20 protein-coding genes are annotated in these 25,625 nt (G+C 54.8%); 11 read left to right on the forward strand and 9 right to left on the reverse strand.

The window, feature by feature from the left end:
* Positions 1 to 2: 2 nt before the first annotated feature.
* Together CIK76_RS00760 and CIK76_RS00765 are read left to right on the forward strand one after the other, a co-directional pair.
* A complete protein-coding gene (locus CIK76_RS00760) occupies positions 3 to 1,235 on the forward strand; it encodes a DUF6716 putative glycosyltransferase (RefSeq protein WP_255248290.1) in 1,233 nt (410 codons plus the stop codon).
* A gap of 294 nt (positions 1,236 to 1,529) precedes the next feature.
* The gene (locus tag CIK76_RS00765; RefSeq protein WP_096282887.1) at positions 1,530 to 2,615 is read left to right on the forward strand and encodes an inositol-3-phosphate synthase; all 1,086 of its coding nucleotides are present in this window, start codon (positions 1,530 to 1,532) and stop codon (positions 2,613 to 2,615) included.
* Positions 2,616 to 3,550: 935 nt separating this feature from the next.
* Here CIK76_RS00765 and CIK76_RS00770 read toward each other — a convergent pair.
* Positions 3,551 to 4,999: a CCA tRNA nucleotidyltransferase gene (locus CIK76_RS00770; protein WP_096282889.1), complete on the reverse strand. Its 1,449-nt coding sequence runs from the start codon at positions 4,997 to 4,999 to the stop codon at positions 3,551 to 3,553.
* 124 nt (positions 5,000 to 5,123) lie between these two features.
* Between CIK76_RS00770 and CIK76_RS00775 the strand changes: the two genes are divergently transcribed.
* The 8 genes from CIK76_RS00775 to CIK76_RS19735 all read left to right on the forward strand — a co-directional run bounded on the left by CIK76_RS00775 (position 5,124) and on the right by CIK76_RS19735 (position 15,140).
* Positions 5,124 to 5,663 (forward strand): NUDIX hydrolase, encoded by a 540-nt coding sequence (locus tag CIK76_RS00775; protein ID WP_096282891.1) that lies wholly within the window; start codon positions 5,124 to 5,126, stop codon positions 5,661 to 5,663.
* Positions 5,647 to 7,404, forward strand: a complete 1,758-nt coding sequence (gene murJ, locus CIK76_RS00780; protein WP_255248291.1) for a murein biosynthesis integral membrane protein MurJ — start codon at positions 5,647 to 5,649, stop codon at positions 7,402 to 7,404. Before CIK76_RS00775 ends, murJ begins: the two co-directional genes overlap by 17 nt.
* Positions 7,405 to 7,502: 98 nt before the next feature.
* The gene (locus CIK76_RS00785) at positions 7,503 to 9,089 is read left to right on the forward strand and encodes a hypothetical protein (protein WP_141393422.1); all 1,587 of its coding nucleotides are present in this window, start codon (positions 7,503 to 7,505) and stop codon (positions 9,087 to 9,089) included.
* 100 nt (positions 9,090 to 9,189) lie between these two features.
* Positions 9,190 to 10,158, forward strand: coding sequence for a thioredoxin-disulfide reductase (trxB, locus tag CIK76_RS00790; RefSeq protein ID WP_096282897.1), 969 nt, complete (start codon positions 9,190 to 9,192; stop codon positions 10,156 to 10,158).
* A 26-nt stretch (positions 10,159 to 10,184) separates the two neighbouring features.
* Positions 10,185 to 10,508 (forward strand): thioredoxin, encoded by a 324-nt coding sequence (gene trxA, locus CIK76_RS00795; protein ID WP_096282898.1) that lies wholly within the window; start codon positions 10,185 to 10,187, stop codon positions 10,506 to 10,508.
* Positions 10,509 to 13,832: 3,324 nt separating this feature from the next.
* Entirely contained in the window at positions 13,833 to 13,997 is a 165-nt protein-coding gene (locus CIK76_RS19725; RefSeq protein ID WP_255248292.1) for a hypothetical protein, read from the forward strand.
* A 231-nt stretch (positions 13,998 to 14,228) separates the two neighbouring features.
* A complete protein-coding gene (locus CIK76_RS19730) occupies positions 14,229 to 14,528 on the forward strand; it encodes a hypothetical protein (RefSeq protein WP_255248293.1) in 300 nt (99 codons plus the stop codon).
* Positions 14,529 to 14,723: 195 nt separating this feature from the next.
* A complete protein-coding gene (locus CIK76_RS19735) occupies positions 14,724 to 15,140 on the forward strand; it encodes an ATP-binding protein (protein ID WP_255248294.1) in 417 nt (138 codons plus the stop codon).
* 2,585 nt (positions 15,141 to 17,725) lie between these two features.
* Here the strand turns inward: CIK76_RS19735 and CIK76_RS00810 are convergent.
* From CIK76_RS00810 to rpmH, 8 genes are all read right to left on the reverse strand, one after another.
* Positions 17,726 to 18,886, reverse strand: a complete 1,161-nt coding sequence (locus CIK76_RS00810) for a ParB/RepB/Spo0J family partition protein (protein ID WP_096282900.1) — start codon at positions 18,884 to 18,886, stop codon at positions 17,726 to 17,728.
* A gap of 184 nt (positions 18,887 to 19,070) precedes the next feature.
* Positions 19,071 to 20,042, reverse strand: coding sequence for a ParA family protein (locus tag CIK76_RS00815; RefSeq protein WP_255248295.1), 972 nt, complete (start codon positions 20,040 to 20,042; stop codon positions 19,071 to 19,073).
* 134 nt (positions 20,043 to 20,176) lie between these two features.
* Positions 20,177 to 20,818: a 16S rRNA (guanine(527)-N(7))-methyltransferase RsmG gene (gene rsmG, locus CIK76_RS00820; RefSeq protein WP_096282904.1), complete on the reverse strand. Its 642-nt coding sequence runs from the start codon at positions 20,816 to 20,818 to the stop codon at positions 20,177 to 20,179.
* Positions 20,819 to 20,862: 44 nt separating this feature from the next.
* Positions 20,863 to 21,390, reverse strand: a complete 528-nt coding sequence (locus CIK76_RS00825) for a R3H domain-containing nucleic acid-binding protein (RefSeq protein WP_096282905.1) — start codon at positions 21,388 to 21,390, stop codon at positions 20,863 to 20,865.
* A 2-nt stretch (positions 21,391 to 21,392) separates the two neighbouring features.
* On the reverse strand, positions 21,393 to 22,352 hold the full coding sequence (gene yidC / locus CIK76_RS00830) for a membrane protein insertase YidC (RefSeq protein ID WP_096282906.1): 960 nt from the start codon (positions 22,350 to 22,352) through the stop codon (positions 21,393 to 21,395).
* Positions 22,352 to 22,729: a membrane protein insertion efficiency factor YidD gene (yidD, locus tag CIK76_RS00835; RefSeq protein ID WP_096282907.1), complete on the reverse strand. Its 378-nt coding sequence runs from the start codon at positions 22,727 to 22,729 to the stop codon at positions 22,352 to 22,354. The genes yidC and yidD overlap by 1 nt, the downstream gene beginning before the upstream one ends.
* Complete coding sequence (gene rnpA / locus CIK76_RS00840) at positions 22,729 to 23,079, reverse strand: ribonuclease P protein component (RefSeq protein ID WP_096282908.1); 351 nt, start codon at positions 23,077 to 23,079, stop codon at positions 22,729 to 22,731. Before rnpA ends, yidD begins: the two co-directional genes overlap by 1 nt.
* A 64-nt stretch (positions 23,080 to 23,143) precedes the next feature.
* Positions 23,144 to 23,281 carry a 50S ribosomal protein L34 gene (gene rpmH, locus CIK76_RS00845; protein ID WP_096282909.1) on the reverse strand — a complete coding sequence of 46 codons (138 nt, stop codon included), beginning with the start codon at positions 23,279 to 23,281 and terminating at the stop codon, positions 23,144 to 23,146.
* Between the two features lie 513 nt (positions 23,282 to 23,794).
* Here rpmH and dnaA point away from each other — a divergent pair.
* Positions 23,795 to 25,231 (forward strand): chromosomal replication initiator protein DnaA, encoded by a 1,437-nt coding sequence (gene dnaA / locus CIK76_RS00850; protein ID WP_096282910.1) that lies wholly within the window; start codon positions 23,795 to 23,797, stop codon positions 25,229 to 25,231.
* Positions 25,232 to 25,625: the final 394 nt, after the last annotated feature.

Here is a 25,625-nt window from a genome sequence, read left to right on the forward strand (position 1 = left end):
TCGTGAAACCAGCAATTCTTGCGGTCGCGGATTCAGACTCGTATCTGAAACTCGCCACCACATTCCTGCACCGTCTGGGCCCGAGTTGGGACCGTCGCGTCGTATTGGCGCGCACCCCTGTCATGCCCACCGAAGAACAGATCGCCGCAGCATTCGAGGGAACCGACCTCGACCCCGCAGATCTAGAGGTCTTAGCCTTGAATCAGTTCAATGCGCAAACCGTTGGCGAAGATGTCGTCTTCGCCGCCGCCACTGGGCCAGTGGTCGCCGAGTTGTATGCTCGAATGCTGCGCACCGAGCCGGTGGACCAACGACGCACCGCGCTGATCTCCGCGCTTCCCGGGGTCGCCTATCCTGCCACCCGCAAAGGATGGAATTACCGCCGGCCAGGTGACGCATTCATCTGCCATTCACACGCCGAGGCGCGCGATTTTTCATTTATGAACCTCGACCACGAGGGTCATCAGCCAACGATCATGGTCAGCAAGCTTCCCTTTCTGCGTTCCTCGGGTTTTCCCACCAGTTCATCTGCCCCGATCAAGCGACTGGTCTTTGCACCGCAGGCCAAGGTGCCTGTCGGTAAATCCGAACGCGAGAGCATTCTGGTCTCGCTCGAGCAGGCCGCTCGGCTCAATCCGGGACTGGAAGTCATGGTCAAATTGCGAGCGCGCGCTGGCGAACCGCAGACGCATCTCGAGGCCTACCCCTATGACCTACTTTTTGAAGAGCTTGTTCGCTCTGGCCGGTTGGGAAAGTCCACGCATCTGCGCTTCGTGACCGGCAGCATGTCTGAAGTGCTTACGGAGCATAGCGCGCTCGTGACCGTTTCATCCACGGCAGCGCTCGAGTCGATCGATCGCGGATTGCCGACCATGGTGCTCTCCGACTTCGGCGTAAATGCCCAGATGATCAACGTCGTTTTCGAATCCTCCGGATTGCTCGGTACTCTGCAGGACCTCGAGGACCTGAACTTTGAACCGGCAAACAAGCCCTGGCTACGAGAAAACTATTTTCACCGTGTGGACAACACGTTCAATGAATCTTTGACCATCCTCGCGCATCGTGCCCGGGGCGGTCAGCTAAAAACAGATCCCGAGATTCTGGCTTTCATCAAGCACCAACCACTTCGTCAACGGGTCCGGACGGCACTTCCGACACCAGTGCTCAGGGTATTGCTGAAAATTCGCAGACACATGAAGTTGTCACGACAATCAAACCCAAGGTCCATGTCATGATCAAAATTATCTATGCGAGTGACGTAGGAAATTCGTTATTCTTTCAGTAGCAGTCATAGGCATAATTGGCTTTGCTCTTGTACAAGAATAGCTCCTTGATCCGCCTTTTCCCGGATTGCTGCATGCCAAACTCACCACGATCAGCCTGCCTTCCGTTGAAACATCCGGTGATTGCAACCACTATGGGAATGTTTCTTGGCCAAAAGGTCTTAAGATCATTAAGGGCCCATTAATAGACTGTGCTATCGCGCGGTCATTTTGCCCACAGATTTGTATATTTCATTAGGAGTTCATGTGTCGGCGAGCCCGATTCGCGTTGCCATTGTTGGTGTGGGTAACTGCGCCACTTCCCTTATCCAAGGTGTCGAGTACTACCGAAGTGCCGACGAAAATGCCTCTATTCCGGGCCTGATGCACGTGCGATTCGGTGATTACCACGTGGCCGACGTTGAATTCGTTGCGGCATTCGATGTGGATGCGAAAAAGGTCGGCCTCGACCTATCCGACGCTATCCTGGCCAGCGAAAACAACACCATCAAGATCGCCGACGTACCAGCCACCGGTGTCACCGTGCAGCGCGGGCCCACCCTGGACGGTCTGGGCAAGTACTACCGGGAGACCATTGAAGAGTCGACCACCGACCCTGTTGACGTCGTCAAGGCGTTGAAGGAAAACAAGGTCGACGTCATGGTCTGCTACCTGCCGGTGGGTTCCGAAGACGCAGCAAAGTTCTACGCTCAGTGCGCTATCGATGCAGGCGTTGGCTTCGTCAACGCCCTGCCGGTCTTCATTGCCGGCACCCCGGAGTGGGCACAGAAGTTCACCGATGCAGGCGTGCCAATCGTGGGCGACGACATCAAGTCGCAGATCGGCGCCACCATCACACACCGTGTGATGGCCAAGCTCTTCGAAGACCGTGGCGTGGTGCTTGATCGCACCTACCAGCTGAACGTCGGCGGCAACATGGACTTCAAGAACATGTTGGAACGCGATCGTTTGGAATCCAAGAAGATCTCCAAGACTCAGGCAGTCACCTCGAACACCTCGGCCAAGCTCACCGCTGACGACGTGCACATCGGACCTAGCGACTACGTTGCCTGGCTCGATGACCGCAAGTGGGCGTTCGTTCGCCTCGAGGGACGCAACTTCGGTGATGCTCCGGTGAATCTGGAATACAAGCTAGAGGTTTGGGACTCGCCAAACTCGGCCGGTGTCATCATTGATGCTGTGCGTGCAGCCAAGATCGCGCTTGACCGCGGCATTGGCGGCCCGATCCTGTCGGCTTCGAGCTACTTCATGAAGTCCCCACCAGAGCAGTACGACGACGAGTCGGCTCGCGCAAAGGTCGAAGCCTTCATCCGCGGCGACATCGAACGCTAGAAAGTCCCCCGGGACGAAGCAAAAAAGATCCGTGCGTGGAATTCTGGAATAGAGTTCCATGCACGGATCTTTTTGTATGCTCCTTCTATAGCGCGCGGCTTGCCCCGGACGCGGAGAAGCCCGCCGGCTGATAGGCCGGCGGGCCTCTGCTGAATTGTTTGCGAGTTCATTTCGCACCCCTTCCTGTAGTTGGCAACAACGGTAATGGCGTTGAGCTCAACTATCGGATACGGAGGTACATTTCCGGTGGCACATGGTTGACCAACTCCCGCTGACTTAGTCGGCGGTTTAATTCGGCACTATCAAGTTGCTTCCGGTTCTTAGCAAAACGCTTTTTCATTATTGTTCCCTCCCTTCTAAACAGATCGGGGAGGTGGGAAGGTCCTGGTGCGTAGTAGAAACTGCGCGAGCTTTCAGGCTTTCGGGACCTGCGAAGATGAGTTCCGAGGTTCGAACGGCCCGTTGAACAGAGCTATCAAAAAGTGGAGCAGACATGAAAAAAGTTCCTAAGGGAGAATGTCGATTACTGACTGACCGCCCCAGGAACTTTTGCTTGAATTCGTAGAAGTCTAGGAATCCATCATTCCGGAGGCAGGGGAAACGCCATGGCGCGCGGCAAAGCCGAACCAGCAATTTGAAAAGGCCATTTTGCCTGATCGCATGCCGCCATAATTCCAGTTATCTCGATTTGTAATCACGTTTCCCACCTCCTAAAAATCTGTCCGAGTCAATCGCGCAAAAGCCCGAGACTCACTTAGTATTGTCTTTTTGATCCGCAAGTCTCATTGAGACTTCCCAATCACAATATTCAGCATACATGGAGAATTTCGCACGCGCCAGTGATTTACTCAAATTCTTCAATAAGTTTCTTTAAAGCCGTGTAGGGACGCTCTGGGCCTGCCCCAAAACGTCCCTACCTGCGCTAATTGCAACTACTATTCGGCTGCTGGTTGCTGAGATTCCGGTTGTTCCGCCCACCATGCACGGAGTCTTTCTGCGGCGACTTGCTCTCCCAGCGGCCCGTCATCCAAACGCAGGTTGAGCATGAAATTGTAGGCGCGACCTACCAATGGCCCGGCTTTAATGTCCAGCAAAGCCATAATCTGTTCACCATTCAAATCTGGACGAATGGACTTCAGCTCTTCCTGCTCGGTAATTTCAGCTATCCGCGTCTCTAGATCGTCATAGGCAAATCCGAGGCGCTCGGCCTTACGGCGGTTGCGGGTCGTGACATCCGACCGGGTCAGGCGGTGCAATCGCTCAAGCAGTTCGCCCGCGTCGGTCACATAGCGGCGCACAGCCGAATCGGTCCAACCGGCGTCTCCATAGCCGTAAAAGCGCATGTGCAGTTCAACCAGGCGCGCCACCGCTTTGGTGGTGTCCTTGTCGAATCGCAGGGCGCGCATGCGCTGTTTCACCAATTTCGAACCGACCATGTCATGGTGGCGGAATGAAACCGCGCCATTGGACTCGAACTTACGAGTTGCAGGCTTTCCAGCGTCATGCAGCAACGCCGCGAAGCGAAGAATGAAATCTGGCCCTGGAACGGGGCCCTCGCTATCGGTTTCATGTCCTATGGCTTGTTCAAGCACGGTCAGCGAATGCTGATAGACATCCTTGTGCCGGTGGTGCTCATCGATTTCCAAGCGCAGCGCTGAAACCTCGGGCAGCACCTTGTCTGCCAAACCCGAATCGACCAGCAAATCTATGCCCGCACGCGGGTCGGCTCCGTTGATCAGCTTGATCAATTCGTCGCGTACTCGTTCGGCAGAAATGATATCGATGCGCTCGGTCATTTCGCTCATCGCCTGGCGAACCTCGGAGGACACCTCGATGCGAAGCTGCGATGCGAATCGTGCGGCTCGCATCATGCGCAACGGGTCATCCGAGAAGGAGATATCGGGGGAACCTGGAGTGCGGATTAGTTCATCGCGCAGCGAACTGACCCCGTCGAAGGGATCCACCAGTTCCAAATCGGGCAGACGTAACGCCATGGCATTCATGGTGAAGTCTCGGCGGTACAGGTCATCATGCAGGTTATCGCCAAAGGCAACGATTGGCTTGCGCGAATCCTTGTCATAGGCGTCAGCCCGGTAAGTCGTGACCTCTAATGTGTGCTCACCCTTTTTCAAGGCGATGGTCCCGAATTCGCGTCCCACATCCCAGATGTTGTCGGCCCATCCCGAGATCACCTTAACGGTTTGCTCCGGCTTCGCGCTGGTGGTGAAATCCAGGTCGGGAGAGACACGGCCAAGATAAAGATCGCGGACCGGACCACCAACCAGGGAAATCTCATGACCGGCACGAACGAAACGATCGGCGAGCTCGAAAATGACCGAAGGCAGGATCTGGCGCAGGGCGTCATGAGATGGAAGTGCGTACATAGTTCCTTAAGCGTGCCAGATTTCTGGTGTTCTCGCTTGAAAAATCGCTGCACTTCCTTGCGAGATACCTCTCTTGTCCAAGTCGCTAAGGCGTAGATCGCCAAAAAGTCGATAGAGTGGTTTCATGAACCGTCCGATCCCGTCTGCCCCAAAGCGCACGCCATTGACTGCGTCAATGGCTTCTGCGCAGGCGTCCGGCGGTCCTCAGACACTTCCAACGGTCGAAGAAGTTTCCTCCGGCGGCATTGTTATTGACTTTGACAACCCTGATTTTCCAGTCGCAATCATTGCACGGTACAACCGCGGTGGACGTTTGGAATGGTGCCTTCCTAAGGGGCACCCAGAAGGCGAAGAGGTCAATGAGGAAGCAGCCGTCCGTGAGATCGAAGAAGAAACCGGTATCGCCGGCCGTATTCTCGCTCCGCTGGGCTCTGTGGATTACTGGTTCACAGTAACCAATTACCGGGTTCATAAGACCGTGCACCATTTCCTCCTGGAAGCCACCGGCGGACACCTCACGATCGAGAACGACCCAGACCATGAGGCGGTAGATGTCGCATGGGTACCCTTGAATGCGCTCGGTAAGCGTCTTTCCTTCCCTAATGAACGCCGGATCGCTGACCTGGCACGCGAGGTCCTTACGAAGTATGTCTCAGGTTCCTAATTCACCGCTCAGCCCCGATCAGCCGAATACCGGAACCCACGAACAGGTTACTGAACTAGCGACACCAGCGGCCCCGGCATCCGGTGGAAGATCAAAAACCTATGCACTGATGGCTTCGGGCACGTTGGTTTCGCGCATGCTCGGCTTCGTCCGCACCGCAATGCTGGCCATGGCCATTGGTTCGGTCACCTCGGTGGCAGATATCTTCGAGAAGGCGAACGTCATCCCGACGATCATCTTCATGCTGCTAGCTGGCGGCGTCTTCAACGTGGTGTTGATTCCACAACTTATCAAGGCCTCCAAGGCCAAGGACCGTGGAGCCGCATACACCTCCAAGCTAGTCACTCTCACCATCGTGGTGATGGGTGCGCTGACGGTTGTGCTGACTGTGTGCGCCCAACCAATTATCATTGCGCTCACTAATAACTGGACCGATCCGATGATCGCGCTCGGCACGGCATTCGCCTATTGGTCTTTGCCGCAGATCTTCTTCTACGGGCTCTATGCGGTGCTTGGGCAGGTCCTCAACGCGCATGGCAGGTTCGCCGCCTTCATGTGGGCTCCTGCGGCCAATAACCTGATCCAACTGTTGGTCATCGGCTCGTTCATGCTGGTCTTCGGCGCCTATTCTTCGGGCGATCCGATGGATTCGTGGAGCACCGGAAAAACTATATGGCTTGCCGGCGGTGCGACCCTAGGCATCATCATGCAATCTCTCGTACTGCTCTGGCCATTGAAGAAGACTCACCTCAAGCTCCGCTTCGATTTCTCCTGGCGTGGGATGGGACTGCGCCGGGTCGGCCGGCTAGCTATCTGGACGCTGGCGGCGATGGTCATCGGCAACATCTCTTCGTTGATCTACTCGAAAATCGTCTCCGGAGCGACGGCGGCCCGTACCGAACTATCTGCCGAACAGGCCGCCTCAGTAGCCGGCGAATACGCGCTGAATACCTCGCAGCTAATCACCGTGTTGCCACATTCACTTTTCGCACTGACCGTGGCCACGGTCCTTTTTAATGACTTCACTCGTGCCTTTGCCGACCGCCGGCGCAAAGATATCGGACCACTGCTCAACCAGGGCATGCGTTCTACCGCGATCCCTATCATTTTCTTCACCGTGGTCTTCATAGTATTGGCCGGCCCGTTGGGGCGGCTCTTCGCCGGCAGTTCCGAAAATTCCGTTCAAGCGGCAGCCGCCATCGGCCAGTTGCTGGTGCTCACTGCTCTGGGACTTCCTTTCAAGTCGATCCAGTTCTTCATGTTGCGCGTCTTTTTCGCCGATGAAGACACCCGCACTCCTATGCTGATCCAGAGCAGCATTGCCGCGATCGGTCTGATCGGTGCCGTGTTGGCAGCCTGGCTGGTCGACCCGATAAATATTGCCGCAGCGATTGCCTTCATCTACGGCATCACCAATGTCATATCGGCAGTCATCACGCATTACCTGATCAAACGACGCTACGGCGACTATGGCGTCACCAAGGTCATCGACACCTATATACGAATCGGTTGGATGGCCACCCTGTCGGCAATTATTGGCTGCATTCCCCTGGCCTTATTGGGTGGTTTCAGCTTCGGATTCGCTTATGATTCGCTGTTCAGCGCCGCTGTCACGATCTGCGTTGTGGGCCTGATTATGGCCATAAGTTTTGTGTTGTTGTTGCATCGGACTAAGGTCCCGGAGCTCGCCGGATTCCTCGGCCCGCTACTGCGCAGAATTCCGGGCCTCCCCAAGCCGTGATTCTGCTCAAATGACCAACAAATGAAGGGTTTGGGCAGGTAACATGAAGGATGGTGGGTCTGCCTGCCGTTCGAAGCAATCAAACCTTGGAGATGCACGTGTCGCAGCCCATCGATGTCGGTTCTGTCCTTAGCGGGCGCTACCAGGTCACCGAAACCGTTCTGACCACAGCCGAGGGAGATCTGGTGCTTGGCGGCATCGATCAGGTGCTCAACCGATCGGTCAGCATCGTGGTCGCTTCCGCGGCCAACTCCTCGCAGCTGGCCACCAGCGCGCGTGAAATTGCCATGGGCGAGCGTCAGGCCAACGTCCAGGTACTAGACCTAGGCATCACCGAAACGAATCAAAGCTACTTAGTGGCGAACGTCGCCCGCTCGGCCGACCTGCTGGATCTGGTGCTCGAGGCTCAAGACGCGCCGTACGTCGAACCATTCTTCACTGACACTCTGGGCACCGAGCTATTCGGCGAGTCCCGTCAGTCGGTACCCGAGACCTACGAAGACGATGCGGAATACTACGAACAGCTGCGCTACGAAGACGAACCTGAAGAACAGAACAAGGTCGGCAACGCGCTGAGCAGCGGGTTCGCCGGTTTGAAGAACCGTTTTGGCCGTAAAAATGCCACCGCCGCGGAATCCGTCGATGAAGACGAGTACGTCGAAGAAAATACCGACGATCAGACCGCACCAAATGCCCAGGTAACCACGCCCACGGCGGCAACTCCGGTCTCACCGGCAAACAAGTCTTCTGCGCCCCCTAAGCCCAAGGTGACCCGTCTGGACGACGATGAAGAACCTAATGTCACCGCCACGGCCGCCCTCGCGGCTGCGGCCCAGTCCAAGGGATCTGCTCCTAAGAAGGAGGAGCCGAAAAAGGAAGAGCCCAAGAAGCCTGCACAGAAGAAGGCAGCAGCTATGGCCGGCATCGCTGCAGCTTCCGCCCCGAAGGCTTCTACCTTCCCTGCAGCCGCCAAGGGCGTTCCTGCACAGGATGTTCCAGAGCCATTGGAAGAAGAGGAAGACGAAGGGACCTCGAAGGGCGTACGTCTGCTCGTTGGTGCCGTGCTGATCGCGGTTCTGATCATTGGCATCGTTTTCGCCTTCAACTTCTTGGGTGGCGCAGGTAAGGACACAACTGCCGACCCTTCAACCGCCCCGTCCGAAACCGCGGCCGCACCGACCCAGGACGAGGCTGAAACGCCAAGCGAGCCTTCACTGCCGGCTCCAAAGGTCGATGATGTCTCGCGTCTGGTGCCAGGCAACCAGCAGCTTAATGCGGAAACCGACAACACCCTCGGCGACATGATCGACGGCAATCCTTCGAGCACCTACAAGACCTACTCGTACACCACCAGCAACTTCGGTGGCTTCTCCTCGAATATGGTCTTCATCCTGGAGCTTGAGGAGGAATCCGGAATCTCCGAAATCAATCTCGAGGGCCTGAATGCCACCGGTGGCGACTACGAGGTCCTCGTAGGTACCTCAGATGATCTGGGCGATGCGAAGTCTGTGGCCAAGGGCTCGTTCTCCGGTCCGTCGATCTCCGTTCCGGTCAAGGGCGATGACTCCGATCAGATGGCAGGCACGCACGTGTTCCTCAACGTCACCGACCTACCACGCCGTGCTTCGGGCGCCAATGCCTCCCGTCCATTCGGCTTGCAGATCGGCGAGTTCTCCGCCAAGTAACAGAAGCGGAATTTTTTACCAAAGCAATGCGTTGAGGTGGATAGTGAGGTTAGACCTTGCTATCCACTTCGCATTATTAGAACGAAAGGGTTCTACCCTCGTGACTTCAGCACAGAACGACGAAATCCGCGACGTAATCATCGTCGGCTCCGGCCCGTCGGGTTATACCGCTGCGATTTACACCGCGCGTGCGAACCTGAACCCGTTGGTCATTGCCGGCTCAGTCACCGCCGGTGGCGAACTGATGAACACCACGGACGTCGAAAACTTCCCAGGCTTCCCCGAGGGCATCATGGGCCCTGACCTGATGGACAACATGCAGAAGCAGGCCGAGCGCTTCGGCGCCGAGGTGCTCTTCGATGATGTCACCGAGATGCAGCTCGACGGCGAAATCAAGACCCTGTCGTTGGCCGACGGTACCGTGTACCGCGCCCGCACCGTCATTGTTTCCACTGGCTCTGCCTACCGCGAGCTGGGCCTTCCAGACGAAAAACGCCTCTCCGGCCACGGTGTCTCCTGGTGTGCTACCTGCGATGGTTTCTTCTTCCGCGACCAGACGATCTCCGTCATCGGCGGCGGCGACTCCGCAATGGAAGAAGCTCTCTTCCTGACCAAGTTCGCGGCAAAGGTCATCGTGGTGCACCGACGCAACGAACTTCGCGCGTCGAAGATCATGGCGGATCGCGCCTTGGCACACGAAAAGATCGAATTCGTCTGGGACTCCGAGGTTGTCGGCATTAACGGCGAAAACAAGGTCAACGGCCTCGTCGTGAAGAACCGCAACACCGGCGAAGAGTCCACCCTGGATGTCACCGGAATCTTCGTAGCCATCGGCAATGATCCACGCGTGGATCTCGTCAAGGATCAGCTGGAGCTAACCGCAGAAGGCACCATCGCCGTCGACGGCCGTTCTTCGCGTACTTCGTTGCCTGGTGTTTACGCAGCTGGCGACGTCATCGATTCAAACTACCGTCAGGCAATCACCGCCGCAGCTTCCGGCTGCGCCGCTGCTCAGGACGTCGAGCATTACTTGGCCAACGTCAAGACCCCGGCCAAGGTAACCAACTAATAATTCGCAGAAAGGGGTTCACTCACATGAGTAACGCTAAGGCAGTAACCGAAGCAACCTTCCAGGCAGAAGTTCTGGAGTCCGAGAAGCCAGTAATCGTAGATTTCTGGGCAGAGTGGTGCGGTCCATGCCGTCAGCTGAGCCCAATCCTGGATCAGATCGCTGAGGAGCACGCAGACAAGGTCACCATCGTAAAGCTGAACATCGATGAGAACCAGGCGATTTCCGCGAAGTACGGCATCACCAGCATTCCTGCAATGTTCGTTTTCAAGGATGGCGAGCACGTCGCCTCCTCGCTCGGTGCTAAGCCAAAGGCTGTCATTGAGAAGGAATTTGCAGAATACCTGTAGATCCTAAGTAGTTGTCAAAATAGGCGTTGAGCTTTCGAGCTCAACGCCTATTTTTGTCCCTACCGCTAGTCAGGGCGTGGTGACAATGCTCAGAAAACTCAGCTCAGGATCAAAACGTAATTAAACAAGTAATTTAACTTGTTTTCGTGACTATAAACTGACTACTACACTTTCTTGTGTGTTCGTTGGTCAGGGTCAGCATATCGACGGGAAACACGGTACTCAACCAACCGGCTGCAGGCAAAAGACTACGTTCGAGATTCGGCAGTAGACGACGAGCGACGGTGCCATGCGCGTTCAAAGAGGAAGACGCTGGATGGGGTTCTCTCAAGGCCATGGCCCACTTTAAGATGCTCCGGGAAGCTGTTTCTCCGCACTGAACGTGTTACGTGATCAGGACCAGAAACGTGCCGCGAGACCTGACGGACCGTCCTCAGATCGTTCCCGACCTACGTCGCTACGCTCCTTCGATGCACAATGGATCTGTCCCGACGCCCAACGGATGTATCAAGGTTTATGCTTCTACGCCAGACTAGTGACATGCGATCACAACCGTGAAGGGTCTGCGAGGCGAGAAGCGATTGGATTGTTGCGCTCTTCGCTCCCCCGTCAGATATCTGTTCCCGGTACCGCAAGTCCAGGTGGCCGGTCCGCGTAACCGCTGCTGCTGCTCCAGATATCGGGAATCGGCAACCGCTGAACTGCCATCAATGTCCGTCCGCCACACTCGTGTAGAGCGTTGACGCCAAGCCGTGGGTATGGACGCGGTTCAGCGAATAAGGCGCAGATAATCTCGGATTTTTGCATCTCTTTTGCCCTGACTAGCAACTCACTGAATTTTCTCGGGAACGCTGTAACAAGAAGCCCCGATCGGTCTTCATTGATTCGATTGCTGGTGATGAAGCAGGCTCCTCGAAGCCTTCGTATTGCTGGAGCCTCCTATTGGGAATCCGCAGGTCCAGTTGTTCTGCGTTGAGATTATCAACGTGATCCAAAGTCGTGAGCAGTTCGTTGTGCAGGGGCCTTGATGGCGCTGTTGACGGCCCAAAGTGGACAGTTCTCAGTTTTGACGATATCGCTGCGTCTATGTCCTCGACCGAGTGGACGCATGATGGCAAGGTAGTTTGCCGTCCTTCCTCCTAGGATAGTTTCGCCTCCCCCGAGTTGAGCATTTGACTCATTGAGAGCCAGCAGTACTGCATTCCAGAGCCACGCCATCGGAACCCGTGTAGTCTCCTTCAGAGCCGCCCATAGCGCCCTTGGAGATCACTAAATAAGCAAACCCTTTCGGGGAGCCTTCTGCGGATGCTGTAAATCGAAGGAAGGCCCGTATGGGTCGCCAGCAACGGGGTCTGTGCTCTCTCTACAAGCAATCGGTCTGGCATACCAGGATCATTTCCGGAATTCACGCGGAGACGATCTTAGAACGGTGTGTTCATCATAGGATCTGGGTCGAGACGGAAAACTGCAACATATAGGTGAAGGCCTCAGTGCAACGGATCAACGATGCTGTTGGGATCCGGGGGTCCCTTCGGGGTAGGTTCTAGCGCTCAACGGCAGTATCGGCGCCGGCCAGACCTCCAGGCATTCATGGTTACCGATTCAGTCGAGAACACTTGCCACAACTGGCACTTGCTGACCAGTCATTCCTATCCAAAGGAACCGATTCAGTCATTCATTGCTTCGTGTACTCCCCCGCAAAGAACAATCAGCGGCGTACGCCAGCGGCTTCGTTGTCAGAGGATCAATGCCGGTGTCGGTTGCCGTAATGTTCCACCTTCTGGTGCTTGGTGAGGTCCCGAGATCTTCCGGCGAGATCTTTGCGTCAAGAGTCATTGTTCGTTGGGCCTATCCGTAATCTGTTCTGAAATCGACCGACCCTGATTTGTCAGATAATCAAGTTCGCCTTGTTCCGATCGTCGAACGGTGGATACTGTGTCGATTCAGAAATAACGTTGTTTCACGTGAAACAAACATCAGTTCTGGACTGGCCTCGAAAGGGCTATTCCAGTCTGCCTTCCGTTGAATGCCGTTCGAAATCGTGCGTCGACGATCGTTGTTTTCCATGTCTGGAGGAACCGATAGCGCACACCGCTGTATCTGTAGAACATACTTGCGTCCCGTGCTGATGCTGAGTGGGATTTCTCGTCGTCAACCATACAACACGTTGGATTCTGCAATTCCAACCTTTAAGAGGGTGGAGATTGTTTCACGTGAAACACGCGGAAACAGAGATCAGTATCAAGCGGGCTGTGAACCGACCCCCTCACATGCAGTGAAAATATCAGGAACTAGCGCCTAGACGTAAGCAACAATTATGAAACCCGCTTACGGACGCCAGGCTACGTCGCAGGTGACATGAGAGGACCTGGTGGATCTGCCCGATTACTCGTAGTGAGTTCCAGAGTCACGGCGGGAGCAGCCAGTGCTTCGATTGAATGTTCGCATCGATGCGTCGAGTACCACATCTGAATAAGCGGCCTCTTGTCCCAGGCCGACTGTCGGCGAATAATCACAAGTGCACAGTCATCGTATTTGAGCGAAACTCCAAGTAACTCTCGAATAGGCAAATACCCGACTACCTGCAAACGAGAACGAATGGCAGACACCGGGCGTTTAACAGGCGCCTCTCCCCTGCACATCAAGGATTTACATTTCGATTCGCACATGTACTGATTGTTCGACGTACTGGAAGCTGATCACGCTCACTGAAATTCCCCACTTCTGCTCACCGAAATTCTCCACCTCGTGTTGACCCGCCCATGAGGGCGGGCCTTCCTCGAAACTGATGGCCTCTGACCACACACCAGTTCTTGAGAAAGGCCCGCACTTCCATGTTGAACGGAGGAAAGACGTGGATATCCACGCGTTGAAAAAGAATGAGCATCAGTGAGATCGCCCGCCGCACGGGCGTGACCGCAAGACCATAAGTGCGTACCTCACCGGGCAACGGGAAACCGGGAAACGCCAACGCACCACCGACCCGGTCGACGCCTTCGATGACTACATCAGGACACGCCTGATCGAAGATCTACACCTCTGGGCGCAAACACCGATGGACGAGCTGCAGAACTTCAATTTCGCACTTTCCTACCCGTCATTGACGAGAAATATTCGGGCCCGGAACCTGCGTCCTGCCTGCCAATCCTGCAAGAGCGTGCTGCAACGACCAACGTCGTCAACGAGTACCCTCCCGGTGAAGAAACCCAATGGGATTTTCTCGAGCTGCCCGATCCGCCCGCCGGATGAGGCATGAAGGAAGTGTTGCTGCTGATCCGGTCCTTGGCGGACTCGGGCCAATGACGGTCCGTGCTGGCGCCGTCTATGGACCAACGGCACTTCTTCGAGGCGATGATCATCATGCAGGATCTGCTCGGCGGGGTGAACAAGTTCTGGTGTATTGACCGACTGTCCACGGTCTATAACGTCTCCAGCAGGGACGATAACACCGAGTTCGCGACCTACACCAAGCACTATGGGTCCAGATAGCAGCGCGTCCTCCTCGTTCGGAACAACGCTAGTGCGTGATGGAGAAAAACAACCACACCGCCGCCCAAGGTGGTGTCGGACCTTGCCTGATGAGACCACCTTCGAATAGGCGCAGAGCTCCGTCTAGTGCTTTGCCGCCTCCCAAGATGCACGCGACAGACGCATCCCCGCGGGGAAAACCACGTGCAAGGCCATGTCCGCCGCCGAGCACCTCGGCTCCCCGGCCGCCCCGTGCCCGGTGATCCAGACCGAAATCCGCACCGCCTCGAGGCAGCCGCCCAAGTGATGATCAGCCACCGTTTGGGCACCGGCCATCTCGATATCGCAGTCACAGACGGAACCGTTATTGCCCGACACCAGCGCGCGGCCAACGGATTGGGTGACACCATCAGGGACATGGGCAACGTGATCGCGTTGAACCAGGCGTCCATGGCCGGGGCCAACACCGCACGTCCCCATCGTCGCAGGAAACGGATCCCGCGGGGAATCGAGCCCCTGGCTGCCGCCGCAGTCCTTCGCGAAACACCTTAGTACACCTTGGCATCTGCTACGAATCCCTTGGCCGCCTACGAACGCGCCGCCCAGGGAAGGACCCGACTCTCATGAACGAGAGCACCTCAATCTCCTTGGCCGATCCGCCCCAGACGTGCATCTGCCAACAGCTGCGTCCTACCTGACCGTGCACACGCTTACGGCCTCGGCTGAAGCCCTGCCCGGGTCATGTCCGTGGACATCGACAGGGAAGAATCCAGGAGGCTGGCCGGCAGACTGCGTTTCGCCAGCCTTCCCACCGAGGCACGGCTGGACACCTTCGATCTTGTCCTTGCCCAGGGCATTGACCTGTCCCTGCTCAACGAACCGGGAACGTGTCGGTGGATCGAGACGGCGACTAACGTCCTGCTGATTGACCCGCCCGGCGTGCGGAAAACGCACCTCGCGCGGGCCTGGGGCGGGCAGCGGGGAGCCGGATACCGCGTCCATTTCGCCTCCGCGGCCGAACTGGCCGCACGCTGCCACAAGGCCGCCATCGACGGGCACTGGTCATCGACCATGCGCTACTTCGCCGGCCCCACGCTATTGATCATTGACGAGCTGGGTACCCTCCCACTCCCGGGGCGTCGGCTTCGGCCCTGTTCAAGGTGAGCAATCAGCGGTATTTGAAAACCAGTATCGTCATCACGACCAATCGGCCTGTTGGTGCTTGGAGCGAGATCATCGGGGATGCCACCCTTGCCGAGCCCATGCTCGGCAAGCTTTTGCCTCGGTCCGTGGTGCTGAACCTCGACGGGGGAATCGTATCGGTTGCACAATCATCATGCCGCCCAACAACTCAGAAAGGCCACTACCGGGACGCAAGCAACTCTGCTAGTTCAGCTCTCGTGAGCTGGGGAATTTCGGTAATCAACTCTGGGGAATTTCCATGAGCCCCATCAACGCAAAACTACTTCCGATGCCAGCCGATCCATGGCGCCATGTTTCACGTGAAACAGCGCATGCCTCGCCTCCAAGATATTCTGATTTTTTGAATACAAATCAGAGATTTGACGGAACCAGCATCAGTCGCGCCTACCAATTTTGAACCAACTACGCTCGAGCATTCGGAACCCGGATTAAACCTACGGTCAAATATCAGCGTCCTCGACGCCACTGAAAAGCCGATGATTCTATTCCTGGATACATGAGTTTTCGGAGCCTTGCGAGCCACCGAACATTGCCTTTCTATACGGACTTCTAGAGTCGCATGAACGCTCCCGAGCTAGCGAGGAAGCAACACAATCCGTTCAACGCGCCTCGATTACTTCGACGCCAAGAAGGAAGAACCCTTCGGTTATCTACCATCCTAGAGAAAGAGGGAATGCCGATTCCTTCTTTCGAACGCTGGCAACTGGGTTCTTTCAAGCCGCGGAGTCTTTGCTGGTGCCGAACAGCTATAAACCTACTTGTTCTCGGACTCCAAAATTACGATGGACAGCTATACGCGATGCGACGAAAATGAAAATCGCTGTCCACGGACAATGCTGATGCAATCATTGCTCGGCCTGTTCACAAGAAAATCATGCCCGTAGTCCGTTGACGGTACAGAATTGATGAAGCACTGAGATACCACAGGATGCGCAACTCCGAAGGCTGGTGGGCCTCACAGCATGGATGATGCTTATGTGCCACCCCTAGGCTGCACTTAGGGTCCCGAGCAACTGGCTATTCAACGGTTCTAGGTAATGGAACTAAGTAGATCAGCGGATCCCAGTGGGATCAATAATCACTGGTCATCCAAGTCGCCCTAACCGATCCCCTGGATCACGTAGCCTACGGCACCACCCCCCGTTAGGAAGGTATCGGCGCAGTATTCGAGTCTAGTGAATGACTGACCTCTGACAGAAACTCATTCTTCCGGTATTCAATCGCGCCGTTGGTTCCTACCTGAGTTTACTGGAACCGCCTTTAACGAATAATTTCGAGCCCTGGCGAAGTCACAATATGGGACACCCCCGAAGGCAAGAACCGCAATATATCCCCGCTCGAATCAAGATATGTTCGCTGCATAGTCTTAATCGCTTTTCGAAAAGGACTACTGGTCCACAGCGGCAATAACGCTGGCTCCTAAAGGCAATACTGCATGATCCCCAAGTCTACTAATATTCACCAGTCATGAGTTCTCAAAACATGATCGTCGTTTTCCCGGAAATTAGTTGGCACCCCTTCAAGCGACAGGAACCTGTTGGCGGCCATGAAGGACCGCCCAAAGGCAGACAGCGGAAATGTACATCAACGGTCACCTATAGCGACAACCTTCTAAGCCATCGCATTCGCCGTTCGAATGATCAAAGTCCGCCTTCTTATCCACGACACACTTCAAGATAGATACTGCTGTTAACCGTCGCATTATATGAACACGACTGGGCCACCCAGATGGTCAACGGCTCCCCTATCGTGCATCTATCAGTCATGGCCAAATTCGAGTAGTAAACGACTTGATCACTTATTGCGTCTCCCAGCTCTACGCATCCATGCTGAGCCAACCATCAGATTATCCCAAGTGCACCTTGAACGGCATAGAGTCTAGCTTGTTGCGGCTTGACCTACCCTCATGTGAGCTTGTTCAAGAGCATTCGATATGACATTCATGCTAGGCGTCGAAAATTGCTTCAATCAGAGGTGCAGCTACCGCCCTCGTGTATCCACGACTACGCGACCAACGAGCAGACTACTGACAGCTCCGAAGGTGAACACTTGAGGGTTTGCCTGCGCGAATCAAAACAACGGTTTCAACAGTACTGATTGAGAAGAGCCTTCAGCCACAAGGAATCCTAGATCAAACAAGTTATATCGGACCGTTTTTTGGTTTAGCAAAGCCAATCACGGTTCAATGAGGTCAAGATTGGGTGGAGTCCGAATACTAAGTAGAGAACTGTCAGGCGCCGGAGTGTTCCGCTTTTCGGTATATGTGTTTTCACGGGTCACCACTGATCTGTTTCCTCGGCTGACAGGGGTGCATCATCCTCGGCTAATGATGCTGGCCTTCTAGGGGCCCGTGCGGCTCTGTGCAGCCCCTCAGAAGCCATGTACAGCCTAGTTTGGGCAACTCCTCCAGTCGCGGCAAGTTTGACCCGTTAGTGAGCGCGCAAGGGGCGACCAGAATGTCCGGCTCGCTGCACGTAGGTGGATAAGAAATAGCGGCGTCGGGTATGTTTCACGTGAAACATACCCGACGCCGCTAGAGCAAGAAGCTACTTCTTCAAATCCGGATCTAAGACTTCCATGATTCTATTCAGGTCCTCAACCGAGGCAAATTCGATGCTGACTTTACCTTTTTTGCTACCTAATTGGATCTTGACGCTTGTGTCCAAACGATCAGCCAGCGACGTGGCCAAAAAATCAAGTCGCTCGTTACGTTGGTTCTCTCGTGGTTTAACGGTCTTCTTAGCTGGCTTATCACCGCTAAGTGCTACCGCCTCCTCCGTAGCACGGACTGACAAACCTTCATTGACGATACGTTGTGCAAGCTGCTCAATAGCTTCACCATTGGATAAACCGAGTAGTGCACGTGCGTGCCCGGCTGATAATACGCCGGCGGCCACTCGTCGCTGCACTAGGGCTGGCAGCTTCATCAGCCGGATTGTGTTCGAAATCTGCGAGCGTGATCGCCCAATGCGATCCGAAAGTACTTCTTGAGTGCAATTGAATTCTTCAAGAAGCTGCTGGTAAGCCGCGGCCTCTTCAAGTGGGTTGAGCTGCGAACGGTGAAGATTCTCAAGAAGTGCATCACGAAGTAGGTCGGTATCCAGCGTATCTCGGACGATAGCCGGAATCGTAGACAGTCCTGCGGCCTGGGTCGCCCTCCAGCGACGCTCACCCATGACCAGTTCGTACGGTGCATCGTTGTCTTCGCGCGAGGGGCGAACAACAATTGGCTGGAGCAGGCCAATTTCCCGAATCGAATGGATGAGTTCATCCATATGTTCCTGGTCAAAATTTGTTCGGGGTTGCTTACGGTTCGGATGAATCTGGTCAACGCTGAGTTCAGCAAAACGAGCTCCCGGTACGTCTACCAAGCCATTTGCTGGCTCCTCCAGCACCGTTCCCCGATCGTTACTCTGCGGGACAGGTTCGGTCTTGCGCGGCGCGACAGTCGTGTTGAGTCCAGGCATTGCCGCCCGAGGCTTCTTCGCACTCTTTGCAGGTGCCGCCTTCGGCGCAGAGGAAGCCGACTTGCGTCCCGGCTCAAAGAACATGTCTACAGGACGAGCTGTCTTTGTCTTGCTCTGGTCGGAGGCAGGTGTCGATGTTTCACGTGAAACATCGTCTTTAATCTCTGTCACAGCCCCGGATGGCGAACTGGAAATCAGCGCACCAAGCCCTCTGCCTAAGCCACGCTTCTTGTCAGCCATATAGCGGCACTCCTTTTCATCCAAATTCTCAACCCACGACTAGTCTACTGTTTACGTGACTAACTAGGGGGATGTTGACAATTTTCCTTTTAGGGAGTCACGGGTCTATTGAAGACGTAGCTTCTATCCTAAAAACAACGAAAAACAAGTGAATTTCAGACCTTGTTATCTAGAATGATCTATCTTAGGATTTTACCGCTCGTTCGGCGATCTCTATGGCTGCCTCCATATAAGACAACGCGCCGGTAGAGCTCGGGTCGTAAGTAATTACGGTCTGCTGGTAACTCGGGGCTTCCGAGATGCGTACAGATCGAGGTATGACAGCACCGAGAACTTGCTCTGGGAAATGTTCCCGCACTTCGTTGGCTACCTGAGCCGCCAAATTGGTCCGGCCGTCATACATGGTGAGCAGTATCGTGGAAACAGTTAATTTTGAATTTAAGTGCTTTTGAATCATCTCTATATTCTTCAAAAGCTGGCTCAGACCCTCCAACGCGTAGTACTCACACTGAATTGGGATGAGCACTTCCCTGGCAGCCACAAATGCGTTGACAGTCAATAGACCCAAACTCGGTGGGCAGTCGATGAAGACGTAATCCAGACGAGGAAGTCCCTTGCGTTGACGAGTGCGAGCATAGTCATCCAATGCTCGCTGCAGTCGCTGCTCTCGGGCCACCAGAGAAACTAGTTCAATTTCAGCACCCGCGAGGTGAATAGTTGCCGGAGCCACTTCCAATGTGGGTAGGTCAGGGCAAGTCGCAATGACATCTGCCAAAGGAAGGTCATTGATAAGCACGTCGTAAATGCTATCGACTTCCGAGTGATGCTCAATGCCTAGTGCCGTCGATGCATTGCCCTGCGGGTCGATATCGATCACTAGAACGTTCAGTCCGCTCTTGGCCAAACCCGCCGCAAGGTTAACTGCCGTGGTCGTCTTGCCGACTCCACCCTTTTGGTTGGAGATAGTGAGGTATCGAGTCTTCGGCGGCGTCGGGACTTCGCGCTCCGAAATCGCTTCGCGGCGCCTGTGTTCATTGGCCAGCTGACTAGCTAACGGCGAAGAAGAATCATTAAAGTCAAAAACGTTGCTCGACGAACCTTTAGCCTTGGACAAAGGTGAAACTCCTCCTCGTGAAATGATGCGTCCAAAATCCATGAACCCACCGACGATGTTTCACGTGAAACACGCTAAAACAAACGTCTTAGTATGCGTTCAATCTGAATTTCGAAAGATACTCAGGTCTTGGGTTATTCCGCATCTAAAGCTACTTAAAGACTAACGCCTAAGTATTAACCAACCTTGATTTGAACCACCGTGGTGACTTCTTCCAGCATGTCTTCACCGACAGTTACTACCTTGGTTTCGGTACCACCAAGCTTGCGAATAACCTTCTGCGCCTTATCAATTTCTTCTGCGGCAGAACGTCCCTTGATGGCGATAAGGTCACCCTGACCGTGCAGCAATGGGATGGTCAGGCCTGCAAGGTTACTCAACGCCGAGACCGCTCGTGCAGTCACATAACGGGCATTGATGGTCTCAGTCATCTGCTCGGCGCGTCCACGCATCACGGTCACATTGTCCAGACCGAGGTCGTCGATCACTTCTGTAAGCCAGATGCAACGGCGCTCTAAGGGTTCAATCAGCGTCAGCTTGAGATCCGGACGTGCGATGGCCAAGCACAGGCCAGGCAGGCCCGCACCGCTGCCTACATCGGCTACTTCAGCATCGCGCTCCATCAACGACTCGATCACGGCACAGTTGAGCACGTGGCGGGACCACAGACGAGGGACTTCACGCGGGCCAAGCAGCCCTCGTTCAATGCCTGACGTAGCTAGGTGCGCTACGTAGCGCTTAGCAAGATCCAGTCGGTCGCCGAAAATCTTCTCGGCAGCTACGGTCTCCGCTGCTGTAAGGCTGAGGTCCTCAGTCATTGCATAGTTCCTTTGAACGATTGAAAACGCGCGGTGCGAATTACTTAGTTATCCAACGTCGATACAACGATGTGCCGACGGGTGGATTCACCTTCGGATTCCGAATGTAGTCCTGCATCCGCAATGACATCGTGAACAAGCTTGCGTTCGTACGCGCTCATCGGATCGAGGTGTACTGGCTGTCCCGAATTTCGTGCTTCGGCGATGGCCTGCGTGGCAAGCTGCTGCAGTTCTTCGGCACGGTTTGAGCGGTAGCCGGCGATGTCCAAGACTAGGCGTGAACGCTCGCCAGTGGCATTGAGAGCAGCCAGGCGGGTTAGTTCCTGCAGTGCATCGAGTACCTCACCGTCCTTGCCTACGAGGCTGTTCAGATCGGTGGTAGCTTCGTCAGCAACGATGGAAATGTACGTTCGTCCGCCACGGATTTCGATGTCGATGTCGCCATCGAGATCGGCGATATCCAACAGTTCCTCTAGGTAGTCCGCGGCAACATCGCCTTCGTCGACTACCTCTTCATTTTGCTCGACCTGATCGGTCAGCTCAGTTACTTCGGTGTTCTCAGTTGCAGTCATGACTACTTCTTCCGGCGATTCTTACGCTTTGGCTGCTCGCGCTGGCCCTTAGGTTCTTCGATCGCTGGGGTCTCGGACTCATCCAGCTTCTTCTGTCCCACAGGAGGCAAACCCTTGGCAGCGCGACGAGCGTTAAGTTCGCGTTCTGCTTCAGAGCCTGGAGTTGGGTTGTTGCGAATGACCCAGAACTGCTGTCCCAAGGTCCAAAGGTTCGATGCGGTCCAGTAGATCAGCACGCCAATTGGGAAGTTAATACCACCGATGCCGAAGACCAGAGGCAAGATGTACAGCATCATCTTCTGCTGCTGCATGAACGGGCCCTGCAGGGCTTCCTGGCTCATGTTCTTGGTCATCAGCTGGCGCTGGGTGAAGAACTGCGAGGCGGTCATCGCGAGGATCATGATGACAGCAACGATGATTACTGCCCAGTTGATGGCACCGGAGTTGATGGTGCCCAAGAAGGTCTCGGAAAGCGGCGCCCCGAGGATCGAGGACTGGTCGAAGCTGCGGATGTGATCTGCGGACAAGGCACCGATTGAACGGCCGTCATCGCTGGCACGGGAAGCTTCGTTAAGCACGCGGAAGAGTGCGAAGAAGAATGGCATCTGCACGAGCAGAGGCAGGCAGGAAGACAGTGGGTTGGTCTTGTGCTTCTTGAACAGCGCCTGCTGTTCTTGCACCATGGCCTGACGCGACATCTGGTCGGTCTTGCCCTTGTATTTCGCCTGGAGCTTGCGCAGGTCGGGCTGCAGCGCCTGCATCGCACGCTGGCTCTTGATCTGCTTGACGAAGACCGGAATCAGCAATGTACGGATGAGCAGAACCAGGAAGATGATGGACAAGGTCCAGGTCACTCCCGAGCCCCCGTCCATACCCATGATGGTGAACAGTTCGTGGAAGGCCCACAGGACCCACGACACGGAATACGTGAACGGAGTCAATATGGTGTCTAGAAAGTTCATTAGCGGTCAAGCTCCTTGTGGCCGCTATCCGCGGCGTCTTCATCGTCGGGAATCACAGGATGATTCAGAACTATGATCCTCGGCAGTTTACCTTCAGGCCAAATCCGTGGACCCTCCGGAACGTGGTCTACGCCTCCGTGGGAAAATGGATTGCACCTGAGAACCCGCCAGGCAGTCAAAACGATGCCTTTGACGGCACCATGCTGAGTCACCGCTTCGAGCCCATAGGCAGAACAGCTAGGAAAGTATCGGCATACATCGCCATAAATTGGCGAGATGATCTTTCGGTAGAACTTAAGAAACCCGATAAGAAGATTGCGTGGAATATCAATGATGAACCACACCGGTCCGGTTCGGAAAGCTAAGTCCTTACGCATCAGCGGACCTCTGTTTTACGAAGCACGGATGCGAAAGCAGTGTTAACCTGCGTTCGCAGCTCGTCCCAGGAGAGCTCGGCGGCTCCAGGAAGGGCACGAACGACGATATCCAGGTTTCCATCCACGCGCCTAAGCTCGTGGGCAACTTCGCGCATGCGACGTTTCGCCAGGTTCCGCTTAACCGCAATTCCCACTGCCTTGGAGACAATAAATCCAAACCGGTCCCCCACGACCCCTTCGGGGCGAGGGCGTGCATATAGCACGACGTTCCGGCGTCCGCTTCGGGCGCCGGAACGTACAGTGACTGTAAGGTCTTGCGCTAAGCGCAATCGCTGATTCTTTGGCAACATTTTTGGCCTAGACGGATCTAGTTAAGTCCATCAGAACTATGCAGCCAAAAGCTGATCCACAAATTTATGCGGAAAGCTCGGTGCGGTTCTTGCCGCGACGAGCCGAAAGGATTGCGCGACCCGCACGGGTACGCATACGAAGACGGAAACCGTGCTTCTTAGCACGACGACGGTTGTTTGGCTGAAAAGTCCGCTTGCTCACGGTGACACTCCAAGAAATTTAAGTGATGCGCCGTACCCGCTACTAGCTAGCTGGATAACAACAGGCTGACGCTCGTTCTTTATAAAATGCGTGATTTCGCGGGCTCTTCTAAAAACTGAGCAGGTCACAAAACGCACACATAGGACTGAATAACGATAGGAAAATTCGAGCCGTAGGTCAAATTGGCGCGCGGTAACAGCGTCCCTGTGAATATCAGAGCGTTACCTGTGAATAATCTACCCCAAACTTGTGGATTACGACAGCTTTCAACAAAAGGCAACTCACATTTTGGCAGGAAAAACCACGTCAAGGCGTCCCTGAAAAGCCTAGATTTCAAGGGAAAAGACGTTTTCCACAGCCAAACTGCTAACTTTTTCCACCGGACTGTGCATAACCATGTGGATAGTGGATAGAATCAATGGTGATGGCATCGCCAAAATGGCGAAAATAAAGCCCGAAATCGGGTTTTGTGTGATCAACATTGCATTAAATGATGGAAGTGGGACGCCCTTAGTGAGTAGCGACGAGACCAATAGTATTGGGAGCTCCTGGCGCCAAGTCATTCGCAAGATTGAAGACGACGATCGGGTCAAGGCCCGCCACCGTCCGTTTGTGTCCTTAGCCAAGCCCCAGGGTCTCATCGGAAGCACCCTTCTTGTTGCAGTGCCAAACGACCTCACCCGCGACATTCTGCAGACTCAACTGCGCGAGCCGCTGGATCAAGCACTGCGCGAAGTCTTCCAGGACGATATTCGTTGCGCGGTAAGCGTCGACCTGTCTTTGGCCGAAGACGTCGAACAACCGGTCGAAGAAAAACCAGCACCTGTTTCCACACCCGCCCCGGTTCCGGAGACTCCCGGCCCACGTCCACAGCCGGCGCCCCAGCCAACGCCCCCTTCGAATTCCCAAGAGTTCGGTCGCCTGAATCCGAAGTACATATTCGATACCTTCGTGATCGGCTCATCGAACCGCTTTGCGCATGCGGCCGCCGTTGCCGTTGCCGAAGCTCCTGCAAAGGCCTACAACCCGCTATTCATCTATGGCGATTCTGGCTTGGGCAAGACGCACCTACTTCATGCGATTGGGCACTACGCGCGTCACCTCTACAAGGGCATTCGTGTTCGCTACGTGAATTCCGAAGAATTCACCAACGATTTCATCAACTCCATCCGTGATGACGAGGGCGCCAGTTTCAAACAGACCTACCGCAATGTCGACATTCTGCTGATTGACGATATTCAGTTCTTGGCAAATAAGGACGCGACGCAAGAAGAGTTCTTCCACACCTTCAATGCCCTGCACAATCACAATAAACAGGTAGTGATCACCTCCGACTTGCCACCTAAGCAGCTCCAGGGCTTTGAAGATCGAATGCGTTCACGCTTCGAATGGGGTTTGCTTACCGATATCCAGCCGCCTGAACTGGAAACTCGAATTGCGATCTTGCGCAAGAAGGCGGATGCCGAGAACCTATCTGCCCCGGGCGACGTAATGGAATACATCGCTTCACGCATCTCTACTAATATTCGTGAGCTCGAGGGTGCCCTCATTCGAGTGACGGCCTTCGCCTCATTGAATAACCAGCAAGTAGACCTTGCCCTGGCCGAAACCGTTCTGAAGGATTTGATCAGCGCCGATGGTGCCCAGGAGATCACGCCCTCAACCATCATCAAGCAGACCGCCGAATACTTCGGCTTGAGCATTGATGAGCTGAACAGCAAATCACGTACTCGAACGCTGGTCACTGCACGTCAGATCGCTATGTACCTGCTGCGGGAGTTGACCGACATGTCTCTGCCAAAGATCGGTGCCGAACTCGGCGGACGTGACCATACCACCGTGATCCACGCGGATCGCAAGATACGTGAACTGATGGCCGAACGTCGTGCGATCTTCAACCAGGTGACGGAGCTGACAAACCGCATCAAACAAAGCCAGCGCGAGCACTAATTCACGAAAATCACAGCTGTGGATAAGGCTGTGGAGTACTTGGAGACAACCTGCGCATAACAAGCCCCTCGAGTGTGGACTGCGAAAAGAGTGGCACTGAGTTTCAACAGGGTGCTGGAACTGAGTGTCACTCCCAGTCACAGATTGTTCACATGCACAATTGGTTCAATCTATGGGATCGAGACGGTTATCCACAGTATCCACAGGGGTTATTAACACTACTTCCTTTAAACACTTATTCATCCAAATAACGAGTCCTCTCCCCGTACACCCGTTTTGAACGATTTTTTGTTCATAAGTTCGCTGCACTGCACACCCCGGAACCTTCTATGAAGCTTCACGGGGAAAGTCGTGGCAAGATTAAGTGGAGATATCGTGTAGCTACCTGCTCTAT

Origin of the sequence: Glutamicibacter sp. BW80 (genome assembly GCF_002332385.1) — a bacterium.
GTDB lineage: Bacteria > Actinomycetota > Actinomycetes > Actinomycetales > Micrococcaceae > Glutamicibacter.

What these genes read in the sequence shown, in the direction of transcription:
- rnpA (WP_096282908.1), bottom strand. Translation starts at nt 23,079, where the DNA reads ATGTTGCCAAAGAATCAGCGATTGCGCTTAGCGCAAGACCTTACAGTC.
- CIK76_RS00775 (WP_096282891.1), top strand. Translation starts at nt 5,124, where the DNA reads ATGAACCGTCCGATCCCGTCTGCCCCAAAGCGCACGCCATTGACTGCG.
- yidC (WP_096282906.1), bottom strand. Translation starts at nt 22,352, where the DNA reads ATGAACTTTCTAGACACCATATTGACTCCGTTCACGTATTCCGTGTCG.
- yidD (WP_096282907.1), bottom strand. Translation starts at nt 22,729, where the DNA reads ATGCGTAAGGACTTAGCTTTCCGAACCGGACCGGTGTGGTTCATCATT.
- CIK76_RS00810 (WP_096282900.1), bottom strand. Translation starts at nt 18,886, where the DNA reads ATGGCTGACAAGAAGCGTGGCTTAGGCAGAGGGCTTGGTGCGCTGATT.
- rsmG (WP_096282904.1), bottom strand. Translation starts at nt 20,818, where the DNA reads ATGACTGAGGACCTCAGCCTTACAGCAGCGGAGACCGTAGCTGCCGAG.
- trxA (WP_096282898.1), top strand. Translation starts at nt 10,185, where the DNA reads ATGAGTAACGCTAAGGCAGTAACCGAAGCAACCTTCCAGGCAGAAGTT.
- CIK76_RS19725 (WP_255248292.1), top strand. Translation starts at nt 13,833, where the DNA reads ATGGACCAACGGCACTTCTTCGAGGCGATGATCATCATGCAGGATCTG.
- CIK76_RS00825 (WP_096282905.1), bottom strand. Translation starts at nt 21,390, where the DNA reads ATGACTGCAACTGAGAACACCGAAGTAACTGAGCTGACCGATCAGGTC.
- murJ (WP_255248291.1), top strand. Translation starts at nt 5,647, where the DNA reads ATGTCTCAGGTTCCTAATTCACCGCTCAGCCCCGATCAGCCGAATACC.
- CIK76_RS00770 (WP_096282889.1), bottom strand. Translation starts at nt 4,999, where the DNA reads ATGTACGCACTTCCATCTCATGACGCCCTGCGCCAGATCCTGCCTTCG.
- CIK76_RS00815 (WP_255248295.1), bottom strand. Translation starts at nt 20,042, where the DNA reads ATGGATTTTGGACGCATCATTTCACGAGGAGGAGTTTCACCTTTGTCC.